This window comes from Vibrio sp. 2092, assembly GCF_033339635.1.
Taxonomy (GTDB): domain Bacteria; phylum Pseudomonadota; class Gammaproteobacteria; order Enterobacterales; family Vibrionaceae; genus Vibrio; species Vibrio alginolyticus.
The window spans coordinates 1-17,529 of the sequence record NZ_JAWOUY010000030.1 but is presented as its reverse complement, the minus strand read 5'-3'; the positions used below and the strand labels follow the sequence as shown (position 1 = coordinate 17,529).

The 17,529-nt window shown below is 45.5% G+C and carries 18 protein-coding genes; 13 read left to right on the top strand and 5 right to left on the bottom strand.

Going from position 1 to position 17,529, the window contains the following annotated elements:
- Window positions 1–9 precede the first annotated feature (9 nt).
- Together R7P80_RS28035 and rsmD are read right to left on the bottom strand one after the other, a co-directional pair.
- Window positions 10–276, bottom strand: coding sequence for a DUF1145 domain-containing protein (locus R7P80_RS28035; RefSeq protein ID WP_005378704.1), 267 nt, complete (start codon window positions 274–276; stop codon window positions 10–12).
- Window positions 277–301: 25 nt separating this feature from the next.
- Entirely contained in the window at window positions 302–901 is a 600-nt protein-coding gene (gene rsmD, locus R7P80_RS28030) for a 16S rRNA (guanine(966)-N(2))-methyltransferase RsmD (protein ID WP_005378702.1), read from the bottom strand.
- 230 nt (window positions 902–1,131) lie between these two features.
- Between rsmD and ftsY the strand changes: the two genes are divergently transcribed.
- The 6 genes from ftsY to glpG all read left to right on the top strand — a co-directional run bounded on the left by ftsY (window position 1,132) and on the right by glpG (window position 6,715).
- Window positions 1,132–2,370 (top strand): signal recognition particle-docking protein FtsY, encoded by a 1,239-nt coding sequence (gene ftsY, locus R7P80_RS28025; protein WP_225492182.1) that lies wholly within the window; start codon window positions 1,132–1,134, stop codon window positions 2,368–2,370.
- 22 nt (window positions 2,371–2,392) lie between these two features.
- Window positions 2,393–3,067 carry a cell division ATP-binding protein FtsE gene (gene ftsE / locus R7P80_RS28020; protein ID WP_005378697.1) on the top strand — a complete coding sequence of 225 codons (675 nt, stop codon included), beginning with the start codon at window positions 2,393–2,395 and terminating at the stop codon, window positions 3,065–3,067.
- Entirely contained in the window at window positions 3,057–4,025 is a 969-nt protein-coding gene (gene ftsX, locus R7P80_RS28015; RefSeq protein ID WP_225492184.1) for a permease-like cell division protein FtsX, read from the top strand. Before ftsE ends, ftsX begins: the two co-directional genes overlap by 11 nt.
- Before the next feature lie 176 nt (window positions 4,026–4,201).
- Window positions 4,202–5,059, top strand: a complete 858-nt coding sequence (gene rpoH, locus R7P80_RS28010; protein ID WP_005378693.1) for an RNA polymerase sigma factor RpoH — start codon at window positions 4,202–4,204, stop codon at window positions 5,057–5,059.
- Between the two features lie 493 nt (window positions 5,060–5,552).
- Window positions 5,553–5,873: a thiosulfate sulfurtransferase GlpE gene (gene glpE, locus R7P80_RS28005; RefSeq protein ID WP_005378691.1), complete on the top strand. Its 321-nt coding sequence runs from the start codon at window positions 5,553–5,555 to the stop codon at window positions 5,871–5,873.
- On the top strand, window positions 5,873–6,715 hold the full coding sequence (gene glpG, locus R7P80_RS28000) for a rhomboid family intramembrane serine protease GlpG (protein WP_213880868.1): 843 nt from the start codon (window positions 5,873–5,875) through the stop codon (window positions 6,713–6,715). Before glpE ends, glpG begins: the two co-directional genes overlap by 1 nt.
- A 61-nt stretch (window positions 6,716–6,776) precedes the next feature.
- Here glpG and R7P80_RS27995 read toward each other — a convergent pair whose 3' ends face one another.
- Window positions 6,777–7,187: a flagellar basal body-associated protein FliL gene (locus tag R7P80_RS27995; protein WP_005378687.1), complete on the bottom strand. Its 411-nt coding sequence runs from the start codon at window positions 7,185–7,187 to the stop codon at window positions 6,777–6,779.
- Between the two features lie 161 nt (window positions 7,188–7,348).
- Between R7P80_RS27995 and R7P80_RS27990 the strand changes: the two genes are divergently transcribed.
- Both R7P80_RS27990 and ubiA read left to right on the top strand, forming a co-directional pair.
- The gene (locus R7P80_RS27990) at window positions 7,349–7,888 is read left to right on the top strand and encodes a chorismate lyase (RefSeq protein ID WP_005378686.1); all 540 of its coding nucleotides are present in this window, start codon (window positions 7,349–7,351) and stop codon (window positions 7,886–7,888) included.
- Window positions 7,889–8,743: a 4-hydroxybenzoate octaprenyltransferase gene (gene ubiA / locus R7P80_RS27985; protein ID WP_025768169.1), complete on the top strand. Its 855-nt coding sequence runs from the start codon at window positions 7,889–7,891 to the stop codon at window positions 8,741–8,743. It begins immediately after the preceding gene.
- Between the two features lie 64 nt (window positions 8,744–8,807).
- Here the strand turns inward: ubiA and plsB are convergent, their stop codons facing one another.
- Entirely contained in the window at window positions 8,808–11,234 is a 2,427-nt protein-coding gene (gene plsB, locus R7P80_RS27980; protein ID WP_017636074.1) for a glycerol-3-phosphate 1-O-acyltransferase PlsB, read from the bottom strand.
- 368 nt (window positions 11,235–11,602) lie between these two features.
- Between plsB and lexA the strand changes: the two genes are divergently transcribed.
- From lexA to dinF, 3 genes are all read left to right on the top strand, one after another.
- Window positions 11,603–12,223 carry a transcriptional repressor LexA gene (lexA, locus tag R7P80_RS27975; RefSeq protein WP_005378682.1) on the top strand — a complete coding sequence of 207 codons (621 nt, stop codon included), beginning with the start codon at window positions 11,603–11,605 and terminating at the stop codon, window positions 12,221–12,223.
- A 184-nt stretch (window positions 12,224–12,407) separates the two neighbouring features.
- Window positions 12,408–13,202: a class I SAM-dependent methyltransferase gene (locus R7P80_RS27970; RefSeq protein WP_005378679.1), complete on the top strand. Its 795-nt coding sequence runs from the start codon at window positions 12,408–12,410 to the stop codon at window positions 13,200–13,202.
- Window positions 13,203–13,257: 55 nt separating this feature from the next.
- The gene (dinF, locus tag R7P80_RS27965; RefSeq protein ID WP_017821292.1) at window positions 13,258–14,607 is read left to right on the top strand and encodes an MATE family efflux transporter DinF; all 1,350 of its coding nucleotides are present in this window, start codon (window positions 13,258–13,260) and stop codon (window positions 14,605–14,607) included.
- A 57-nt stretch (window positions 14,608–14,664) separates the two neighbouring features.
- Here dinF and sthA read toward each other — a convergent pair whose 3' ends face one another.
- Window positions 14,665–16,095: a Si-specific NAD(P)(+) transhydrogenase gene (gene sthA / locus R7P80_RS27960; RefSeq protein ID WP_005389689.1), complete on the bottom strand. Its 1,431-nt coding sequence runs from the start codon at window positions 16,093–16,095 to the stop codon at window positions 14,665–14,667.
- Window positions 16,096–16,358: 263 nt separating this feature from the next.
- Here sthA and fabR point away from each other — a divergent pair, with 263 nt between their 5' ends.
- Window positions 16,359–17,000, top strand: a complete 642-nt coding sequence (fabR, locus tag R7P80_RS27955; RefSeq protein WP_005378632.1) for an HTH-type transcriptional repressor FabR — start codon at window positions 16,359–16,361, stop codon at window positions 16,998–17,000.
- The gene (locus R7P80_RS27950; RefSeq protein WP_005378634.1) at window positions 17,000–17,365 is read left to right on the top strand and encodes a YijD family membrane protein; all 366 of its coding nucleotides are present in this window, start codon (window positions 17,000–17,002) and stop codon (window positions 17,363–17,365) included. The genes fabR and R7P80_RS27950 overlap by 1 nt, the downstream gene beginning before the upstream one ends.
- Window positions 17,366–17,529 lie beyond the last annotated feature (164 nt).

Here is a 17,529-nt window from a genome sequence, read left to right as displayed (position 1 = left end):
TCTGAGCGATTACATCATGTGTTTACGACGAATATCGAGTAGGGCAAAAATACCAAAAATCAGGATTGAATATTTTTCCCAACTGCTCATTTTTATTTTGTCGCCAAATGCACCAATGAAGATGGCCATTTGTAAACCGTGCATGATGAACAAAAAAGCGGTCATGATGTATAGCGCAATCGCGGCATTGCCGGGAAAGGGCATAAAAATATTTAGGATTAATACTAACCAAACAAAGGCGATAGCCGCTTTGGCCAGCATAATTAGTGCTTTCATTTAAGTATCCTTTTAAATCGAGGCGTTATGCGGAGGTACGTTCGTACAGACGATAGCTCACTTGGCCTGCTGTTTTTTCTCGATGTAATTGCCAGTTTTCTGGTAAGTCGGCAATATTGAGTTCTTTTTCTGTTTCAATATAAATCATCGCATCTTCCGCGAGCCAGCCATTTTGTTCTAGCAGAGCCACGGTCTCATCCAATAGACCTTTGCGAAACGGTGGGTCAATAAACACCACATGGTGAGCAGAACCCGGTTGCTTCAAAAAACTCAGTGCGTCGGTATTTACCACTTGGATGTTGTTCGCGTTAAGAGAGGCAACATTCTTTTGTAACTGTTGGAAAGCTTGTGGGTTTAGCTCAACCATGGTCACTTGCTCTGCTTGGCGCGAAGCTGACTCAAATCCCAAGCCGCCAGAGCCAGCAAATAAGTCGAGACATTTTGCCTGTGGTACATCTTGAGCTAACCAGTTAAACAGCGTTTCTTTGACGCGATCTGTCGTGGGGCGTAAGCCTTCAGCATCGTGTACAGGAAGTTTTCTGCCTCTCCATAAGCCACTAATAATGCGAACAAAGCCCGTTGTTGGCTTTTTTTGTGATGAGTTTTGCTGGCGACGTCTTACCATAGATTTTTTGACCGCTAATAAAGTGATACTATATCTAATCGCCCAAGCAATGAGCTTGGAGCTTGGATACAGCCCAGAATATTCAAGATGACAGAGTGTAACACTAATAAGATTAGAATTACCTAATCGGAAAGTTTTCAGAACTTTGTCATTAGCCTTTTTTAGACAGATAATAATCTTGTCAAAAAAGAGTCATTAATAGATAAAAGAACAATCTAGGATAGCCCCAGATGACGGAAAAAAAGAAGCGCGGATTACTTTCGTGGCTAGGTTTTGGTGACGAAGAACAAAGCCCAAAACCAAAAACTGAAGAAACAGTAAAAGAAGAAGCAGTGGAAGCGCCTTCTGAAGAGCAGCAAACCGAAGCGGTTGCTGAGCAAGCGGAAGCTACGCCAGAACTTGAAGAAGAAGCGAAACAATCAGAGACTGCCCCAGCAGAAGCAGAAGCAGAAGCAGAAGCAGAAGCAGAAGCAGAAGCAGAAGCAGAAGCAGAGGAGCCAGAAGTCGTATCGGCCGCGCCTCGTGTTCAAGAACAAGAAAAGCCAACAGAAAGCTTTTTTGCTCGTCTTAAACGCAGCCTAAGCCGAACAAAAGCAAATATTGGTGCTGGCTTCTTCGGTCTGTTCAGCGGTAAGAAAATCGATGAAGACTTATTTGAAGAGCTAGAAGAGCAACTGCTTATTGCTGATGTGGGCATGAATACCACAACAAAAATCATCAACAACCTGACAGAAAAAGCCACACGTGGCGATCTGAAAGACGGCGAAGCCCTTTATGGTTTGTTGAAAGAAGAAATGGCTGAGATTCTTTCTAAAGTCGAACAGCCACTAGAAATCGATAGCAACAAAACGCCTTACGTCATCTTGATGGTGGGTGTAAATGGCGTGGGTAAAACCACGACCATCGGTAAGCTAGCGAAGCAGTTCCAAACTCAAGGCAAAAAAGTGATGCTTGCAGCGGGCGATACTTTCCGTGCCGCAGCGGTTGAGCAGCTACAAGTGTGGGGTGAACGTAATAATGTTCCTGTGATTGCTCAACATACTGGCGCAGACAGTGCCTCTGTTATCTATGATGCGATTGAAGCGGCAAAAGCACGTGGTGTGGATGTGGTGATTGCTGATACAGCAGGTCGTCTACAGAACAAAGCGAACCTAATGGAAGAGCTGCGTAAGATTGTACGTGTGATGAAGAAAATTGATGAATCTGCACCACATGAGATCATGCTAACGCTTGACGCAGGTACAGGACAAAATGCCATTAGCCAAGCGAAACTTTTCAGTGATGTTGCCCCTCTAACCGGGATTACTTTGACTAAGCTGGATGGTACAGCCAAGGGCGGCGTAATTTTCGCTATTGCTGATCAGTTCGGTATTCCAATTCGTTACATTGGTGTGGGTGAAGGTATCGAAGACTTGCGTCCATTTGAAACTCAAGAGTTTATTGACGCACTGTTTAGTCGTGAAGAATAAAAAGAGTTAGAGGAAATCAACGGTGATCAAATTTCAGCAAGTAAGCAAAGCTTACCGAGGTGGTCGACAAGCACTGCAAAAAGTCGATTTTCACCTGAGGCGCGGTGAAATGGCGTTTTTAGGCGGACATTCCGGGGCTGGTAAAAGTACCTTGCTGAAATTGATCTGCGCGATAGAGCGACCAACCGATGGCAAAATCCATTTTAATGGCCACGACATCACGCGTATTCCAGGCAAAGACATCCCTTTTTTGCGCCGCAATATTGGGATTGTTTTTCAAGATCATCGCCTATTGATGGATCGCAGTGTGTACGACAATGTCGCTCTGCCAATGCGTATCGAATCGATTTCTGAAAACGAAATCAAACGACGTGTTTCTGCGGCGTTAGATAAAACGGGCTTACTCGATAAAGCTCGTTGTCTACCTAGTCAACTTTCTGGTGGTGAGCAACAGCGCGTCGGTATTGCCCGTGCTGTGGTTAATCGACCAACGTTGCTGGTGGCTGATGAGCCTACGGGTAACCTTGACCCAGAATTATCCAACCGTGTGTTGCGTCTATTCGAAGAATTTAACCGTGCGGGCGTGACAATCTTACTTGCCACGCACGATGTGGGGTTAGTAAACACTCGCCCACAGTATCGTCATTTTGAATTGAATCAAGGCTTCCTAAGTGAGGTAGAAGACTATGGCAGGTAACAAGCACTCCCAAAAGAAGGGGAAAGGCCGTAGTGCCAAGCGTGCGAATACCGATGGTTTTTTCTCTGTCCACGTAAAACAAGCTAAATCCTCTTTTAGCGCCTTATGGCAACGACCACTAGGCAACATTCTGACCCTAGCGGTCATCTCCATGGCACTTGCCATGCCAGCTTGTTTGTATCTATTGGGGAAAAACGTTGCAGGGGCAGCGGAAGATGTCGCTTCTCCTTCACAAGTTAGTGCTTACTTAGTTGAAGGCATGCCGGATGCGCGAGTGATGGTTCTCAAAGATCAAATTGAAACTTGGCCTTTGGTAAAAGAGGTAGAATATATTTCACCGCAACAAGGTCTATCTGATTTAAGCCAATATGCAGGGTTCGACCAAGCTATCAGTCTTTTAAGTGGCTATGCGCTTCCTGGTGTGTTGGTGATTACGCCAGATTCGGAGCTAAAAAGTGATATTCAGTCATTAGCCAAAGACGTTCGAGAGCAACAAGATGTGACCGACGTGAGACTTGACGAAGACTGGCTGGCGCGTCTTGATGCCATCAAAACTCTCGCGAGTATTATTGTCATTACCCTGACAGTGCTGATGCTCGGTGCGGTATTTTTAATCGTTGGCAATACATTGCGATTTAATGTGTTGGCGAATAAAGAAGAGATTCAAACCATGAAACTGATCGGTGCGACGGACAGTTTTATTCTGCGCCCTTACTTGTACACAGGTATGTGGTTTGGCGTGTTAGGTGCCACTATTGCGTGGTTGGTAACGGCTTTAGTGACCATTGTCATGAACAGTGCGGTGGAAGATCTTGCTGCGTTGTACGATAGCCAGTTCCGCCTGATTGGTCTAAGTTGGGATGAATCTTTGTTATTAATCATCATTGGGAGTCTTTTGGGATGTATTGCGGCGCGCTTTTCTGCGCAACGACATTTAAAAGAAATTGAACCAGTTTAAGTGATGGCGGTCTTATTACTTGGATTTCATTAGCACTAGCTAATTTTGAACCCTTGCTTAGACCAAATGTTTATGGATAATTGCTTCCCCTTCTTGAAACTTGTTCATTTTGAGTTCAAGATATCGAAGCTAAATTGCAATGTAATGCTCCAGATCAGAGATTGATGAGGAATTGAATGACAAAAGAAGCGTATCCGATGGCTCTAGTCACGCAAGATAGCCTTGATAGCTATATTCGCTCAGTAAACAGCTACCCAATGCTGACTGCAGACGAAGAGCGTGAGCTGGCAGAACGATTACACTATAAAGGTGAGATTGAGGCTGCAAAAGGTCTAATTCTTTCGCACCTACGATTCGTTGTTCACGTTGCTCGTGGTTACTCTGGCTACGGTTTGCCAATGGCGGATCTTGTGCAAGAGGGTAACATCGGTCTAATGAAAGCCGTTAAGCGTTTTAACCCAGAAGTAGGGGTTCGCTTGGTTTCTTTTGCTGTCCACTGGATCAAAGCAGAGATCCACGAATACGTGCTACGTAACTGGCGTATCGTGAAAATTGCGACCACTAAAGCGCAACGTAAATTGTTCTTCAACCTGCGTAAGTCGAAAAAGCGCTTGGGTTGGTTTAACAACGGTGAAGTGGAAACCGTTGCGCGCGAGTTAGGTGTTGAGCCTTCTGAAGTTCGCGAGATGGAATCACGCTTAGCGGCGGTGGATTCAACCTTTGATATGCCAACTGATGAAGACGACAGTTCAAACGCTTACACAGCGCCGATGCTATACCTAGAAGACAAATCGTCTGATGTGGCCGACAACATTGAAGCCGCCAACTGGGAAATGCACACCAACAATCGCTTGGGTCATGCATTAGCGAGTTTGGATGAGCGTAGTCAGCGCATCGTGCGTTCTCGTTGGTTAGATGATGAGAAAGCAACATTGCAAGACTTAGCTGATGAGTTCGGTGTTTCTGCCGAGCGTATTCGCCAGCTAGAAAAAAATGCAATGAAGAAACTAAAATTGGCCGTGGGTGAATTTTAATTTCCACTGCTAATTGAAAGTAAGATTTTCATAGAAAGCCGAGATCATGTGATCTCGGCTTTTTTATTGTCGATCGAAAATCGATAGCGTTTGCGATCTGGATTTTATGTGCTACCTGTGTATAACTCTGTGAAGTAATTATTTATCAACTGTTCGAAACCCGGACAAAATAAGGGATTCAAGCACTTTTCCATCTGGGGATAGTTATAGATATACACACAGTTAGATCAGGATCATCACTACATATTGTGGATCAAAAGATCCAAATACACTTTATCAACGCAATTCACAGCTTTATCCACAAATGGTTGGAATGTGTACACTTTTGAAAACCCTGATTATCCATGTGTCTAAGTTTGCCGTTGGATAGGTTACAATAGCGGCAGTATACCCAAGCAGCTTCAAATATGGATTTTATGCTGTACCACGGGCGCTGATTAGTACGTTAGGTTCGAGGTTGCTTGGGTATATTAATAAGACAATGAGAAAGTAAATGGATCAGTTTAAGCATATCGATGTACAAGGTGCGCAAGCGCTGCTCGAGCAGGGTGATGCGAAGCTTGTAGATATCCGTGACCCTCAATCGTTTGCCGTTGCGCATGCGGAGTCCGCGTATCATTTAACTAACGATACGATCGTTGCGTTTATGGATGAAGTGGAGTTCGAACAACCTATTCTAGTGATGTGTTACCACGGTATTAGTAGCCAAGGTGCGGCGCAATATTTGGTTAACCAAGGCTTTGAACAGGTGTACAGTGTAGATGGTGGCTTTGAAGCCTGGCATCGAGCAGAACTACCGATAGTGAGAAGTTAATGAAGAGATTGGTAACGTTAAATAATCCACGTATGGCGCAAGCCTTTATTGATTATATGGCCTCTCGCCAAATTGACATCGAAATGATGCCAGAAGGGGATGGGCAATTTGCGCTGTGGCTGACTGATAGCCAGCATGAAATAGAAGCGGAAGCCGAACTTAAGCAGTTCCTTGCTAACCCGTCTGATTCAAAATACAGCGCCGCCTCGTGGGACGTTGCCGATACTCGTAAGAGCACATTTCATTATTCCAGCCCGAGTATCATGAGCATGGTCAAAGCGAAAGCTGGCCCCATGACTTTGCTGATCATGACAGTCTGTATCATCATCTACTTGTTACAAATGTTTGGCTTTGGCAATGGCGTGTTTAAGTTGTTGCACTTCCCGGCTTTTGAGGGGCAACAATGGCAAGTGTGGCGATGGCTAAGTCATGCGTTACTGCACTTTTCAGTAACTCACATCGTGTTTAACTTACTATGGTGGTGGCAGTTGGGTGGCGACATCGAACGTCGTCTCGGTTCCGGTAAGCTATTGCAACTCTTTGTGGTGTCGGCAGCGTTTTCAGGGGCAGGCCAGTTCTATGTTGAAGGGGCTAACTTCGGCGGTTTGTCTGGCGTGGTCTATGCACTGCTTGGTTATTTGTGGATATTGGGTTACCGCTTGCCACATTTAGGCCTTACGCTACCCAAGCCAATCATCGTCTTTATGTTGGTATGGTTAGTTCTTGGTTTTGTGCAGCCATTTATGGCGATTGCAAACACCGCTCACTTAGTTGGGCTACTGTCGGGGATGGCGATTGCGCTGTTTGATTCAGGCAAGATGAAATACCAACAGCAAGCCTAAAGCAGATGAAATGAAAAGACCGCTCAAGAGCGGTCTTTTTTATGTTCAAACGGATTTGGGTTTATTGATAAAGGTATTTTGTAAACAACAAATCGGCAATGATGGTTTTACCTGTTTCAGGCAAAAGCGTTTCGTTGAGGGTCGTCACTAAGGTTTTGCGCAGATCTTCTCGGCCAGACAGGGACTTAATCGTATCTTCTGTTTGCTTACCCAATAATTCAATCACTGCATCGCGAATCAAAGGTTGGTGATGCTCAACAACTGATAAATCTTGTTGACTCATTACCATGATGTCGATGCGCACTTGCACATAACCTAACTTTTTGCCTTTGGTGTAAAAGTTAGTAGTGAGGTCAGGCTCTAGGGTAAAGTATGCCAACTTAGGTCCAGCTTCTTCCGTTTCAGCCCAACTTGGTGCGGCGAATAGTATGGTTAACGCAAAAATAATTTGGGCTATATAACGTTTGTACATATTTCTAACTTTTCTTTCTCTGGATCGCGATATTCGAATCGCTTCAGTCTTGATACAATGGGCCGTCTATAACAAATAACGGAACTTACGGTTACATACATTACTATGGACGGTAAGTTGTTGCTTTATTGTACGCATAAAGCCTCCAATTGAATACTAGTATGAATCAGCCAACATCACTCTATCTTGCTTCTTTATTGGAAGTAGAGTGGCAAAACCCCGAAGAATTCGAATTTCCAAATGAATTTGCCAAGCACTGGCTTGAAGAGCAAGGGTCTTTGTCACGTCGTTTAAAACAGCACTGCCAAGCGTTAACGGTAGAATTGCTACAAAATCAGATCGTCACTGCAGCGACATTAAAACAGGACGAAAGCCAGTTATTGTCCGAACAAGATTGCTTACTGAGAGAGGTAATTTTGTGCGGTGACAATAATAACTGGGTTATTGGGCGGACATTGATTCCTCGCTCAACCTTAGTTGATCAGCAGTATGATTTGGCTCAACAAGGGGATATCCCATTAGGACTAACTGTGTTCAGCGCAGATAACGTTGAGCGGGACTCTTTGCAAATGGGATGGGTAGCCGTACCAGAAGGACGTTTGTTAGCGCGACGCTCAAGGTTGTGGATGAATCACAAACCGATGCTAGTCGCCGAGTTATTCTTATCTAATTCACCAGTTTACGCTAAGGAGACAGTGTAAATGTCCGCAGAAAAAGCCAAAGCATATTGGCAACTGATGCGCATGGATCGCCCGATTGGTTCACTGTTACTGATGTGGCCAACGATTTGGGCGCTAATTATCTCAGCCCAAGGGATGCCAAGTTGGGATGTATTCATCGTATTTGTATTGGGGGTATTCCTAATGCGTAGTGCGGGGTGCGTGATTAATGATTTTGCAGATCGCAAAGTCGACGGCCATGTAAAGCGTACTAAGCAACGTCCACTGCCATCAGGGAAAGTGACAGCAAAAGAAGCGATTGGATTATTTTTGGTTTTGGGTATCAGCTCGTTTTTGTTAGTGCTGACCATGAACCCGCTGACGATTCAGCTATCCTTCGCTGGCATTGTGTTGGCGTTCATCTATCCATTTATGAAGCGTTACACTCATATTCCACAGCTATTTTTAGGCTTGGCTTTTAGCTGGGCGATTCCAATGGCGTGGGCTGCACAAACTGGGGAATTACCATTGATTGTTTGGTTTTTGTTCCTCATTAACGCTTTGTGGACCATTGCGTACGACACTCAATATGCGATGGTAGACCGAGATGATGATCTAAAGATTGGCATTAAATCGACGGCAATTCTGTTTGGTCGTCATGACAAGCTTATTATTGGTGTGTTGCAACTGATTACACTCGCGATGTTGGTTTGGTTAGGGCTGTTCTACCAATTGGGACAAAGTTACTACTGGACCCTTTTGATTGCAGCGTCGTTGTTTGTTTATCAGCAGCACTTAATTCGTCACCGTGAGCGTGAGTTGTGCTTTAAGGCTTTCCTTAACAACAATTATGTTGGCATGGTGATAGCGATAGGGTTACTGGTCGCATTTTGGTAAGCGAAGAAATAGAAAAAGGCATCCGATTGGATGCCTTTTTTCTTATTGGAAGAAGGTAAAACGGTTACGACCGAAGTTGGTGAATACTCTCTTCGATCGTCAGTTTCACTTCTGGATAAAGCAGAGTGAACAGTAGTCGTGCAAATTGCTGCGTTTTCTTCGTGTCACAGTTACCATCGTTATCGAGGTATTTTTGCTGTTTGAGCGTATTGAACATGGCGGTAAACACACCTTTATCGAAGAATTCTGGCGCATTAATACCGTGCAAACGCCCTAGGCGCTGAGCAATATCTTGGCTCTTCTGCTCTAGGTCCGATTTACCCAGCTCAGGGTAAGCAACAAGCAAGTTCATCGCGATAGAGTAGCGTTGCAGCGTTTCAGTTATCGTACGACCTAGCAGAACCAAAGGCTGGTTGTTCGATTGATTGATTTCCAGCTTATCACCATCAAGACTAATCATTTTCTGATCGGCAAATTCATGCAGTGTTTTAACGACCAATTCATCCAACTCGTCTTCTTGGTAACTTAAGAACAGCTCTTTCTTCAAGAATGGGTAGATTTGCGCGACATTCGCTTGAATCTTGGCTACCGAAAGGTTGCGCTGACGAATGAGCATTTGGGCAATTAATGACGGCAGAGCGAACAAGTGAATGATGTTGTTGCGATAGTAAGTCATCAGGATCGATTGGCTACGGTCCAGCGAAATGATGTCACCCATGCTATCGCTTTCAATCACGAACTTATCAAGCGAAATTGCATGATCGACCAACTCCTCAGCACTTTCGATAGGGATAGTGGAGGTGCTTGAGTACGGGTTATTTTTGAGTAGCTTTAAGTAACACTCAATCTGATTGATCAGCGAGTCACGAGAAAGTGCACGTTGACGAGAAGCAAGCAGTGCGGTTGCACACAAGGTCAACGCGTTTGCCGCCGCCGCATCGTTGATGTGCGTCATCATCTTATTAGCAAGGTCGTTCACCACAGGATTCATCCATTGTGGTTTGTTACCACCCATGCTGTCGATGTCTTTCGTCCACTCAGGAGCATGCTCGTTCAAGTACTGGTTGAGCTGAATTGGCTCACCGAAGTTCACATAGCCCAAACCAAAGTTACGCAGTTTACGCAGAGTACGCAGTACAAGCCCTGCGTTTTCTTTCTCTTTGCGTTTGCCACGCAGCTCTTTCGCGTAAGTGCCCACTTCCATTACGTGCTCGTAGCCGATGTAGACCGGCACTAGCGTTACTGGGCGGTTTAAACCACGTAGCATTGCTTGGATGGTCATAGCCAGCATACCCGTTTTCGCTTGCAGTAAGCGACCTGTACGTGAACGACCACCCTCACTGAAGTACTCGACTGAATAGCCTTTGGCAAACAGCTCAGCTAGATACTCACGGAAAATGGTTGAGTACAGTTTGTTGCCTTTAAAACTACGACGAATAAAGAACGCCCCACCACGACGGAAAAGCGGACCGGCCGGGAAGAAGTTCAAGTTAATGCCTGCCGCAATGTGCGGAGGCACCATGCCTTCATGGTATAAAACATAAGACAACAGCAGGTAGTCCATGTGACTACGGTGACACGGAACGTACACAATTTCGTGGCCGTCTTGCGCTAAACGACGCACAGTCGAGGCGTTATTGATGTGCAAACCTTGGTATAGTCTTGTCCATAACCAACTCAGGATGCGGTCGCCGTTTTTCACCAGACTATAGGAGAAGTCGGCAGCGATTTCATCCATGATGTCGTGGGCTTCTTTACGTGCCTTATCAATCGAGATGTTTTTGCTCTTGGCTTCGTCAGCAATCGCCAGTTCAATAGCTGGAGATTTTAGTAAACGAGCAAACAACACTTGGCGTTGTGGCAGGTTTGGGCCTGAAGCAGCCAGTTTCTGGCGTGAGAAGTGGATACGCGCCACGCGAGCCAGTTTGTGCGCAATTGCGCTGTCGGTACCGTGAGAGTCTGCCATATAACGCAGAGATACCACGGGACTAAAGCGAACTAAGCAGTCGCGTCCCGCCGCCATTACTGCTTTGGCTTTTTGCGGACCATTCATCGGTTGAAGGTAAGGCTTTTGGTTCTCTTCTTTACCTGGCTTACGACCCCAAAGCACGGTTGCAGGGATCATTTGAACATCCAACTCACTATCCAGCTTGTGCAGTTCCAGTAAGTCAGTGAACAGAGAAACAGAATCGGTTGGGACATCATTATCGTTGTTCATCACAGTTGGACGCGCAGCGATAAAGACGAAACGGTTCAGCGTTTTGCCATTGATTTCCAGCGGGCTGAGCGGGTCGGGTAGACCAAGGCTCATGGCTTGTTTTTGCAGTGTCAGCAAATCCACGTTCGAGCGGAACGGCAGGGCATATACAATCGGTTTAGTTAGGTCGATGTTCAGATCTTCAATCGGGTTCGACGGGATTGTGGTGCCCTTTACCAGTACCGATAAAGGTAGTTTTAGTAATGAACGTGAAAATGATTGTCCAGAAGACATAAAGTTCACAGCCTCAATAGGTATTCAAACAGGCCTAACCTTATTTCAGTTTCCGCTTTGCATGTCTTCTCTATAAAAAGAGATGAGTACGGCAATAGAAATAAGCCTAGGCGATAAAATTTAAGCGCTGCAAGGATACCAGAAACTGGTCAAACCTTTTAATTTTATTGGCTGTAAATTAGTCGAACCCCTAAGTTATTGCTTTGACTTGATTAACTGAAAAGTCGGTGTTTTAAACGAATAAAGAATGAACTTAATCGGTAAGCTGAAAGCTCTCCACAAATAAATTAAAAAACAACCAATTGGGTTTTCATTTGAGCATTTACTGGATATACTCACAGTTAACTGTATAAAAAGACAGGTGAGACATGAAGCCGTTAACGCCACGCCAACAACAAGTCTTCGATTTGATTAAAAGTAAAATCGATGACACCGGAATGCCACCAACTCGTGCAGAGATTGCGCGTGAGCTTGGCTTCCGCTCTGCGAATGCCGCAGAGGAACACCTAAAAGCGCTTGCTCGTAAGCAAGCAATTGAAATTATTCCAGGCGCTTCTCGTGGGATTCGTATCCTGCTTGAAGACGCAGCCAATGATGAGCAGGGTTTGCCATTGATTGGTCAAGTTGCAGCGGGTGAGCCAATTCTGGCTCAAGAGCACGTAGAGGCGCACTACCAAGTCGATCCTGCGATGTTCAAACCGCAAGCGGATTTCTTACTTCGTGTAAATGGCGAGAGTATGAAAGACATCGGGATTATGGATGGCGATTTGCTCGCGGTGCATAAAACCCAAGACGTGAGAGACGGTCAAGTTGTCGTTGCGCGTGTTGATGATGATGTGACTGTGAAGCGTTTGGAGCGCAAAGGTTCAACCATATTACTGCATGCTGAGAATGAAGAGTTTGCCCCAATTCAAGTGGACTTAACGTCTCAGCACCTTACGATTGAAGGTTTAGCCGTTGGTATTATTCGTAATACCGATTGGATGTAAGTGTATTTAAGCAGCCCAGTTGATCTGGGCTGTTTTGTCTTTTCTCTTTTTCTACTTCCTCCAAAAGCTTGCTCATCATCTTAACCTTGTTTTTTTTGACCAATTTATAAGCTTGATAATGTAATTGATATTCATTATCATCTTTATTAATGTCTATGTTTTCTCTCTGGCGCAGGAAATGCCCATGTCTCAGTCTAAACATCAAGTTCCTAACCATTTATTAAAGCCACTGTTATTGCGTAGCCGTGAAAGCATGGTCGACAATGGCTTGGTGTACGATCCGATAGCTGCTAAAGCGTGTTTGAGCTGTAAGATGGCGCCGGACTGTTTGAGTGGTGATATTGCGCAGAAGCAATTGCTGCACGTGACGCTGACTCAGCTTTGTGACCAGCAGGTTAGTCACTTCTTACAGCAGTATCCCGATGCTTGGATAATCAATGTCGGAGCGGGGCTGGATACCCGCTTTTATCGTTTGGATAATGGACGCTGCCATTGGATAGAGTTGGATGTGACGGAAAATTTGGTATGGCGTCAGCGCTTGTTCCACAAAAATGAACGCTATGAACATCGCTGTGGCAGTGTGGATGAAATGTCGTGGCTAGAGACGTTAGCCATTCCAGAGCAAGCACCAGTACTCATTTTATGTGAAATGGCACTGCTCGATTGCACAGAGCGCCAAGTCGCGAAATTTATTCAAACCTTGGGTCGACATTTTGTTTCTGCTGAACTGTGTATGGTGCTGGCAGGAGATTTAACGGAAACCAAGTGGGGGCAAAAGCTTGGCTCTGATCGTTATGCTCATGGCTTTGAAGCGCCTGCAGCACAGATATTGCAATGGTTACCATGGGCACAATGGGTGAAAGCTTTCTCGCCATTCGATAGATTCTGTTCTCGTTGGAAAGCTTGGCAGCGTTGGCTTAATAAGATTCCAATGTTGAAGCATCGCCTCACGCCAGTCCTCGTTCACATCAAGTGGTAATTGGCTAGTCGTTAAGCGCTCAGGTACACTCGTCGATCTTACTGATGAGGTGCCTGTGACAAATTCAATCTTCTCTCCTTTATCTAACCCAAAAGTTCATCGCCAAGTCTTAGCTTTAGCGATACCTATGGTGCTGTCGAATATTACTGTTCCATTGCTCGGTTTGGTCGATGCTGCGGTGATTGGTCATCTAGACCACGCTTGGTATTTGGGTGGTGTTGCGTTGGGCAGCACCATGATCAGCGTGACGTTTTGGCTGCTTGGTTTTTTGCGTATGTCGACTACTGGGTTGGCGGCGCAGTCCTATGGGGGTGAAGACCGAAAGCAACTTGCCTTGGTGTTTATGCAAGGCTCACTTATGGCGCTGCTGTTTGCGTTAGTCTTCCTTATTGCCCATACCCCGATAGCTGATTTGATCTTTGGCTGGAGTGACGCCAGCGCAGAGGTAAAACACTACGGCATGCAATATTTCTCTATCCGTGTGTGGAGTGCCCCCGCAGCCCTAATGAATTTTGTGTTGTTGGGGTGGCTGCTCGGAACGCAAAATTCCAAAGCACCAATGTGGATGGTGATCATCACCAATGTCACCAACATCGCTCTCGATTTGTTATTTGTGATGGGCTTAGGTTGGAAAGTTGAAGGTGCTGCGCTTGCATCCGTGATTGCTGATTACTCAGGCATGGCGTTTGGTTTGGTCTGCGTGTGGAAGACATGGCAAGCACGTCAGTTGCCGTCACCCAAGCAATTACTTGCTGACACTCAGCATGGGTTAGGGCGCTTCGTGAAATTGAATCGCGATATTTTCTTGCGCTCTTTGTGTCTGCAAGCGGCTTTTAGCTTTATGACGTTCCAAGGTGCGAGCTTTGGTGATGAGGTTGTCGCTGCAAATGCGGTTCTGATGAGCTTCCTGATGATTATCTCGTATGGCATGGATGGCTTTGCTTACGCAATCGAGGCCATGGTCGGGAAGGCGATTGGTGCCAAAGATAGGCAACAATTGAGTGCATCGCTTGTCGGCACTTTCTTTTGGAGTTTGGTTATTTGCTTAGGACTGACCGCGCTCTTTGGTTTGGCGGGATCGCAGTTGATCGCCATGATCACTTCAATTGAGGTGGTACAACAGCAAGCAGCGGTGTATCTACCTTGGCTGGTGGTGATGCCACTTGCGTCGATGTGGTGCTTTCTATTGGATGGCATTTTTGTCGGTGCAACCAAAGGCAAAGACATGCGCAATAGTATGTTTGTCGCGACCAGCAGTTTCTTCGTTGTCTTTTACTTATTCGCCGAGTGGGAAAATCACGCGCTGTGGTTTGCAATGATGAGCTTTATGTTGATGCGGGGTATTGGTTTAGGGGTTATCTTTCTCTACCAATGGCACAAGGATACCTTCCTAACACAATGTTGATATAAAAACAGCAGGTCCAAGCCTGCTGTTTTTCTGTCTGCTATCAAGAAGCATAGATTAGAACAAGCGGTTCAAACCATTCAACGCAGCGACACGATACGCTTCGGCCATTGTTGGATAGTTGAAGGTGGTATTGACGAAATACTCGATGGTATTCGCTGAGCCTTTTTGCTCCATAATGGCTTGACCGATGTGGATAATTTCCGCAGCACGTTCGCCAAAGCAGTGAATCCCTAAAATTTCTTTGGTTTCACGATGGAACAATATCTTCAAGCTGCCGATGTCTTTCCCTGCGATCTGTGCACGAGCTAGATGCTTGAACGAAGAGCGTCCTACTTCATACGGTACTTTCGCAGCTGTTAGCTCTTGCTCGGTTTTACCCACAGAGCTAATCTCTGGGATGGTGTAGATACCCGTTGGAATATCATCAATCAGGTAGTTTTCTGCCTGACCTTTCGTAATGGCTTGTGCGACAAATCGCCCTTGGTCATAAGCGGCGCTTGCAAGGCTAGGGTAACCGATGACATCGCCTACAGCGTAAATGTGTTCGATATCGGTTTGGTAGTTACGGTTTACTTTTAGTTGTCCGCGAGAGTCCGCTTCCAGACCCACTGCACCCAAATTCAACTTATCGGTGTTACCTGTTCGACCATTCGCATACAACAAGCAGTCTGCCTTCATCTTCTTGCCAGATTGTAGGTGAATAATCACGCCATCTTCTGTGCCTTCGATTTTTTCATAGGTCTCATCATTACGAATTACTACACCGCTGTTCCAGAAGTGGTAAGACAGCGCATCTGACACTTCGTTATCCAAAAACTCCAACAAGCGGTCGCGGGTATTGATAAGGTCGGTTTTCACTCCAAGGCCGCGGAAGATAGAAGCGTATTCACAACCGATAACGCCCGCACCGTAAATGATGATATGGCGAGGGTCGTGTTTCAGGCTCAAAATGGAATCACTGTCGTAGATGCGCTCATGCAAGAAATCTACGTCGTTAGGCTGATACGGGCGAGAACCCGTCGCGATGACAAACTTATCCGCAGAATAGATTTCTTCTGTACCGTCGCTTTGCATCACTGCAATTGAGTAGTTATCGATAAATCGCGCGGTTCCGAACAAAAGTGTGCATGAGTTACGGTCATAAAAGCCCTGACGAAGTCGAGTTTGCTTATCAATGACCGATTTAGCATGACCTAAAATGTCAGAAAATGTTGCATGAACGCTGGTGTTGTTTCGACAAAATAGCGGGTTGCTATTAAATTCGATGATGCGGCTAACGGCATGACGCAGTGCTTTTGATGGAATGGTACCCCAGTGAGTACAACCGCCGCCGACACTGCTTTCTTTCTCGACAATGGCAACATTCAGTCCCGCTTTGGTTAATCCCATTGCAGCCCCTTCTCCGCCAGGGCCACTACCGATTACGATCACGTCATAGTGATTAACATGCGCCATGATGCCTTCCTTGTTATATTTGCTTAACATTGCTTTAGCGCGATTTTAACTCATTTACTCTATTGGTACACGTAATGCCTGTTAGAGAGTGGAAGTGATCACGCAGAATCGACCAAAAGGGTGATTTGGTATGTTGTATGTCTATAAATTGCATCGAGAGCATTGCAATTAGATGCATGCCAATAGTAACGTTCTCGGCGCTCAGAGCGAGCGAAGCAACATATCTTTCTCCGTAGGAGCAAATTGCGTTATATTGAGGCTCTTGTACCCTACAGAAAAAGAGCAAGTTAAGAATGAAATCGATGGGAATCCGCGCACAGCAAAAAGAGAAGACACGTCGATCATTGATCGATGCGGCATTTAGTCAGTTAAGTGCGGATCGCAGCTTTTCCAGCCTTAGCTTGCGAGAAGTCGCCCGAGAGGCAGGGATTGCACCGACTTCTTTTTACCGTCACTTCAAAGATATGGATGAGCTAGGCTTAACCATGGTCGATGAAGGCGGTTTGCTACTACGTCAACTGATGCGTCAGGCGCGTCAACGTATTGTGAAAGAAGGTAGCGTAATTCGTACCTCGGTCGAAACCTTTATGGAATTCATTGAAAGTAGTCCGAACGTTTTTCGTTTGTTGTTGCGTGAGCGCTCCGGCACTTCTGCTGAATTTCGTACCGCTGTTGCTCGAGAAATCCAGCATTTTGCGGCAGAATTAACCGAGTATTTAATGAGCACCGGCGTGACCAGAGAAGAGGCGTATACTCAAGCAGAAGCGTCTGTGACTTTGGTTTTCAGTTCGGGGGCTGAAGCTTTAGATTTAGATCGACGTGAGCGCGATGAACTCGCCGAGCGATTGATCATGCAATTGCGAATGATAGCCAAAGGGGCCTATTGGTATCGCAAAGAACGTGAACGTAACCGATTAAAAGGCGGGATAGAATAATGTCGAATGGAAATAAATCTGAAAAGAAAACGCTGATTTTGGCACTGGTTGCAGGTATGTGTGGTGATGCTTTGTTGTCATGGTTGACCATGAGTGAAGTGTCTTTTTCAATCTTCCCATTGATTGCACTCGTACTGGCTGTACAAGCTCTTTACCAAGAGTACCTAAATAATCCGGTATCAGAAGATATCCCATTAGTTGGCTTGGCGTGCTTCTTCGTAGGTGCGTTTGGTCACTCTGCGTTTATTAAAGCGCAATACCCAGAAGCAGGCTCAAACTTCTTTGCGATCATGGTTTCAATGATCTTACTCGCATGGATTGGTAAGAAGCTAGGTTTTGTCAGTAAGAAGACTTCTGCGGAATAAGCAAACGAATCAAATAAAAAAAGCGAGCCATTGAGCTCGCTTTTTTTGTATTTGATGTGCCGTCCTAAATAAGGTTGACACTTTCCACCCCAAAATTGGAGAGTGTTATGAAATCAACAACTAAAAGAACTCAGCGCGATTACTCCCTCGCTTTTAAACTCACT

What these genes read in the sequence shown, in the direction of transcription:
- R7P80_RS28035 (WP_005378704.1), bottom strand. Translation starts at nt 276, where the DNA reads ATGAAAGCACTAATTATGCTGGCCAAAGCGGCTATCGCCTTTGTTTGG.
- rsmD (WP_005378702.1), bottom strand. Translation starts at nt 901, where the DNA reads ATGGTAAGACGTCGCCAGCAAAACTCATCACAAAAAAAGCCAACAACG.
- ftsY (WP_225492182.1), top strand. Translation starts at nt 1,132, where the DNA reads ATGACGGAAAAAAAGAAGCGCGGATTACTTTCGTGGCTAGGTTTTGGT.
- ftsX (WP_225492184.1), top strand. Translation starts at nt 3,057, where the DNA reads ATGGCAGGTAACAAGCACTCCCAAAAGAAGGGGAAAGGCCGTAGTGCC.
- rpoH (WP_005378693.1), top strand. Translation starts at nt 4,202, where the DNA reads ATGACAAAAGAAGCGTATCCGATGGCTCTAGTCACGCAAGATAGCCTT.
- glpE (WP_005378691.1), top strand. Translation starts at nt 5,553, where the DNA reads ATGGATCAGTTTAAGCATATCGATGTACAAGGTGCGCAAGCGCTGCTC.
- glpG (WP_213880868.1), top strand. Translation starts at nt 5,873, where the DNA reads ATGAAGAGATTGGTAACGTTAAATAATCCACGTATGGCGCAAGCCTTT.
- R7P80_RS27995 (WP_005378687.1), bottom strand. Translation starts at nt 7,187, where the DNA reads ATGTACAAACGTTATATAGCCCAAATTATTTTTGCGTTAACCATACTA.
- R7P80_RS27990 (WP_005378686.1), top strand. Translation starts at nt 7,349, where the DNA reads ATGAATCAGCCAACATCACTCTATCTTGCTTCTTTATTGGAAGTAGAG.
- ubiA (WP_025768169.1), top strand. Translation starts at nt 7,889, where the DNA reads ATGTCCGCAGAAAAAGCCAAAGCATATTGGCAACTGATGCGCATGGAT.
- plsB (WP_017636074.1), bottom strand. Translation starts at nt 11,234, where the DNA reads ATGTCTTCTGGACAATCATTTTCACGTTCATTACTAAAACTACCTTTA.
- lexA (WP_005378682.1), top strand. Translation starts at nt 11,603, where the DNA reads ATGAAGCCGTTAACGCCACGCCAACAACAAGTCTTCGATTTGATTAAA.
- R7P80_RS27970 (WP_005378679.1), top strand. Translation starts at nt 12,408, where the DNA reads ATGTCTCAGTCTAAACATCAAGTTCCTAACCATTTATTAAAGCCACTG.
- sthA (WP_005389689.1), bottom strand. Translation starts at nt 16,095, where the DNA reads ATGTTAAGCAAATATAACAAGGAAGGCATCATGGCGCATGTTAATCAC.
- fabR (WP_005378632.1), top strand. Translation starts at nt 16,359, where the DNA reads ATGAAATCGATGGGAATCCGCGCACAGCAAAAAGAGAAGACACGTCGA.
- R7P80_RS27950 (WP_005378634.1), top strand. Translation starts at nt 17,000, where the DNA reads ATGTCGAATGGAAATAAATCTGAAAAGAAAACGCTGATTTTGGCACTG.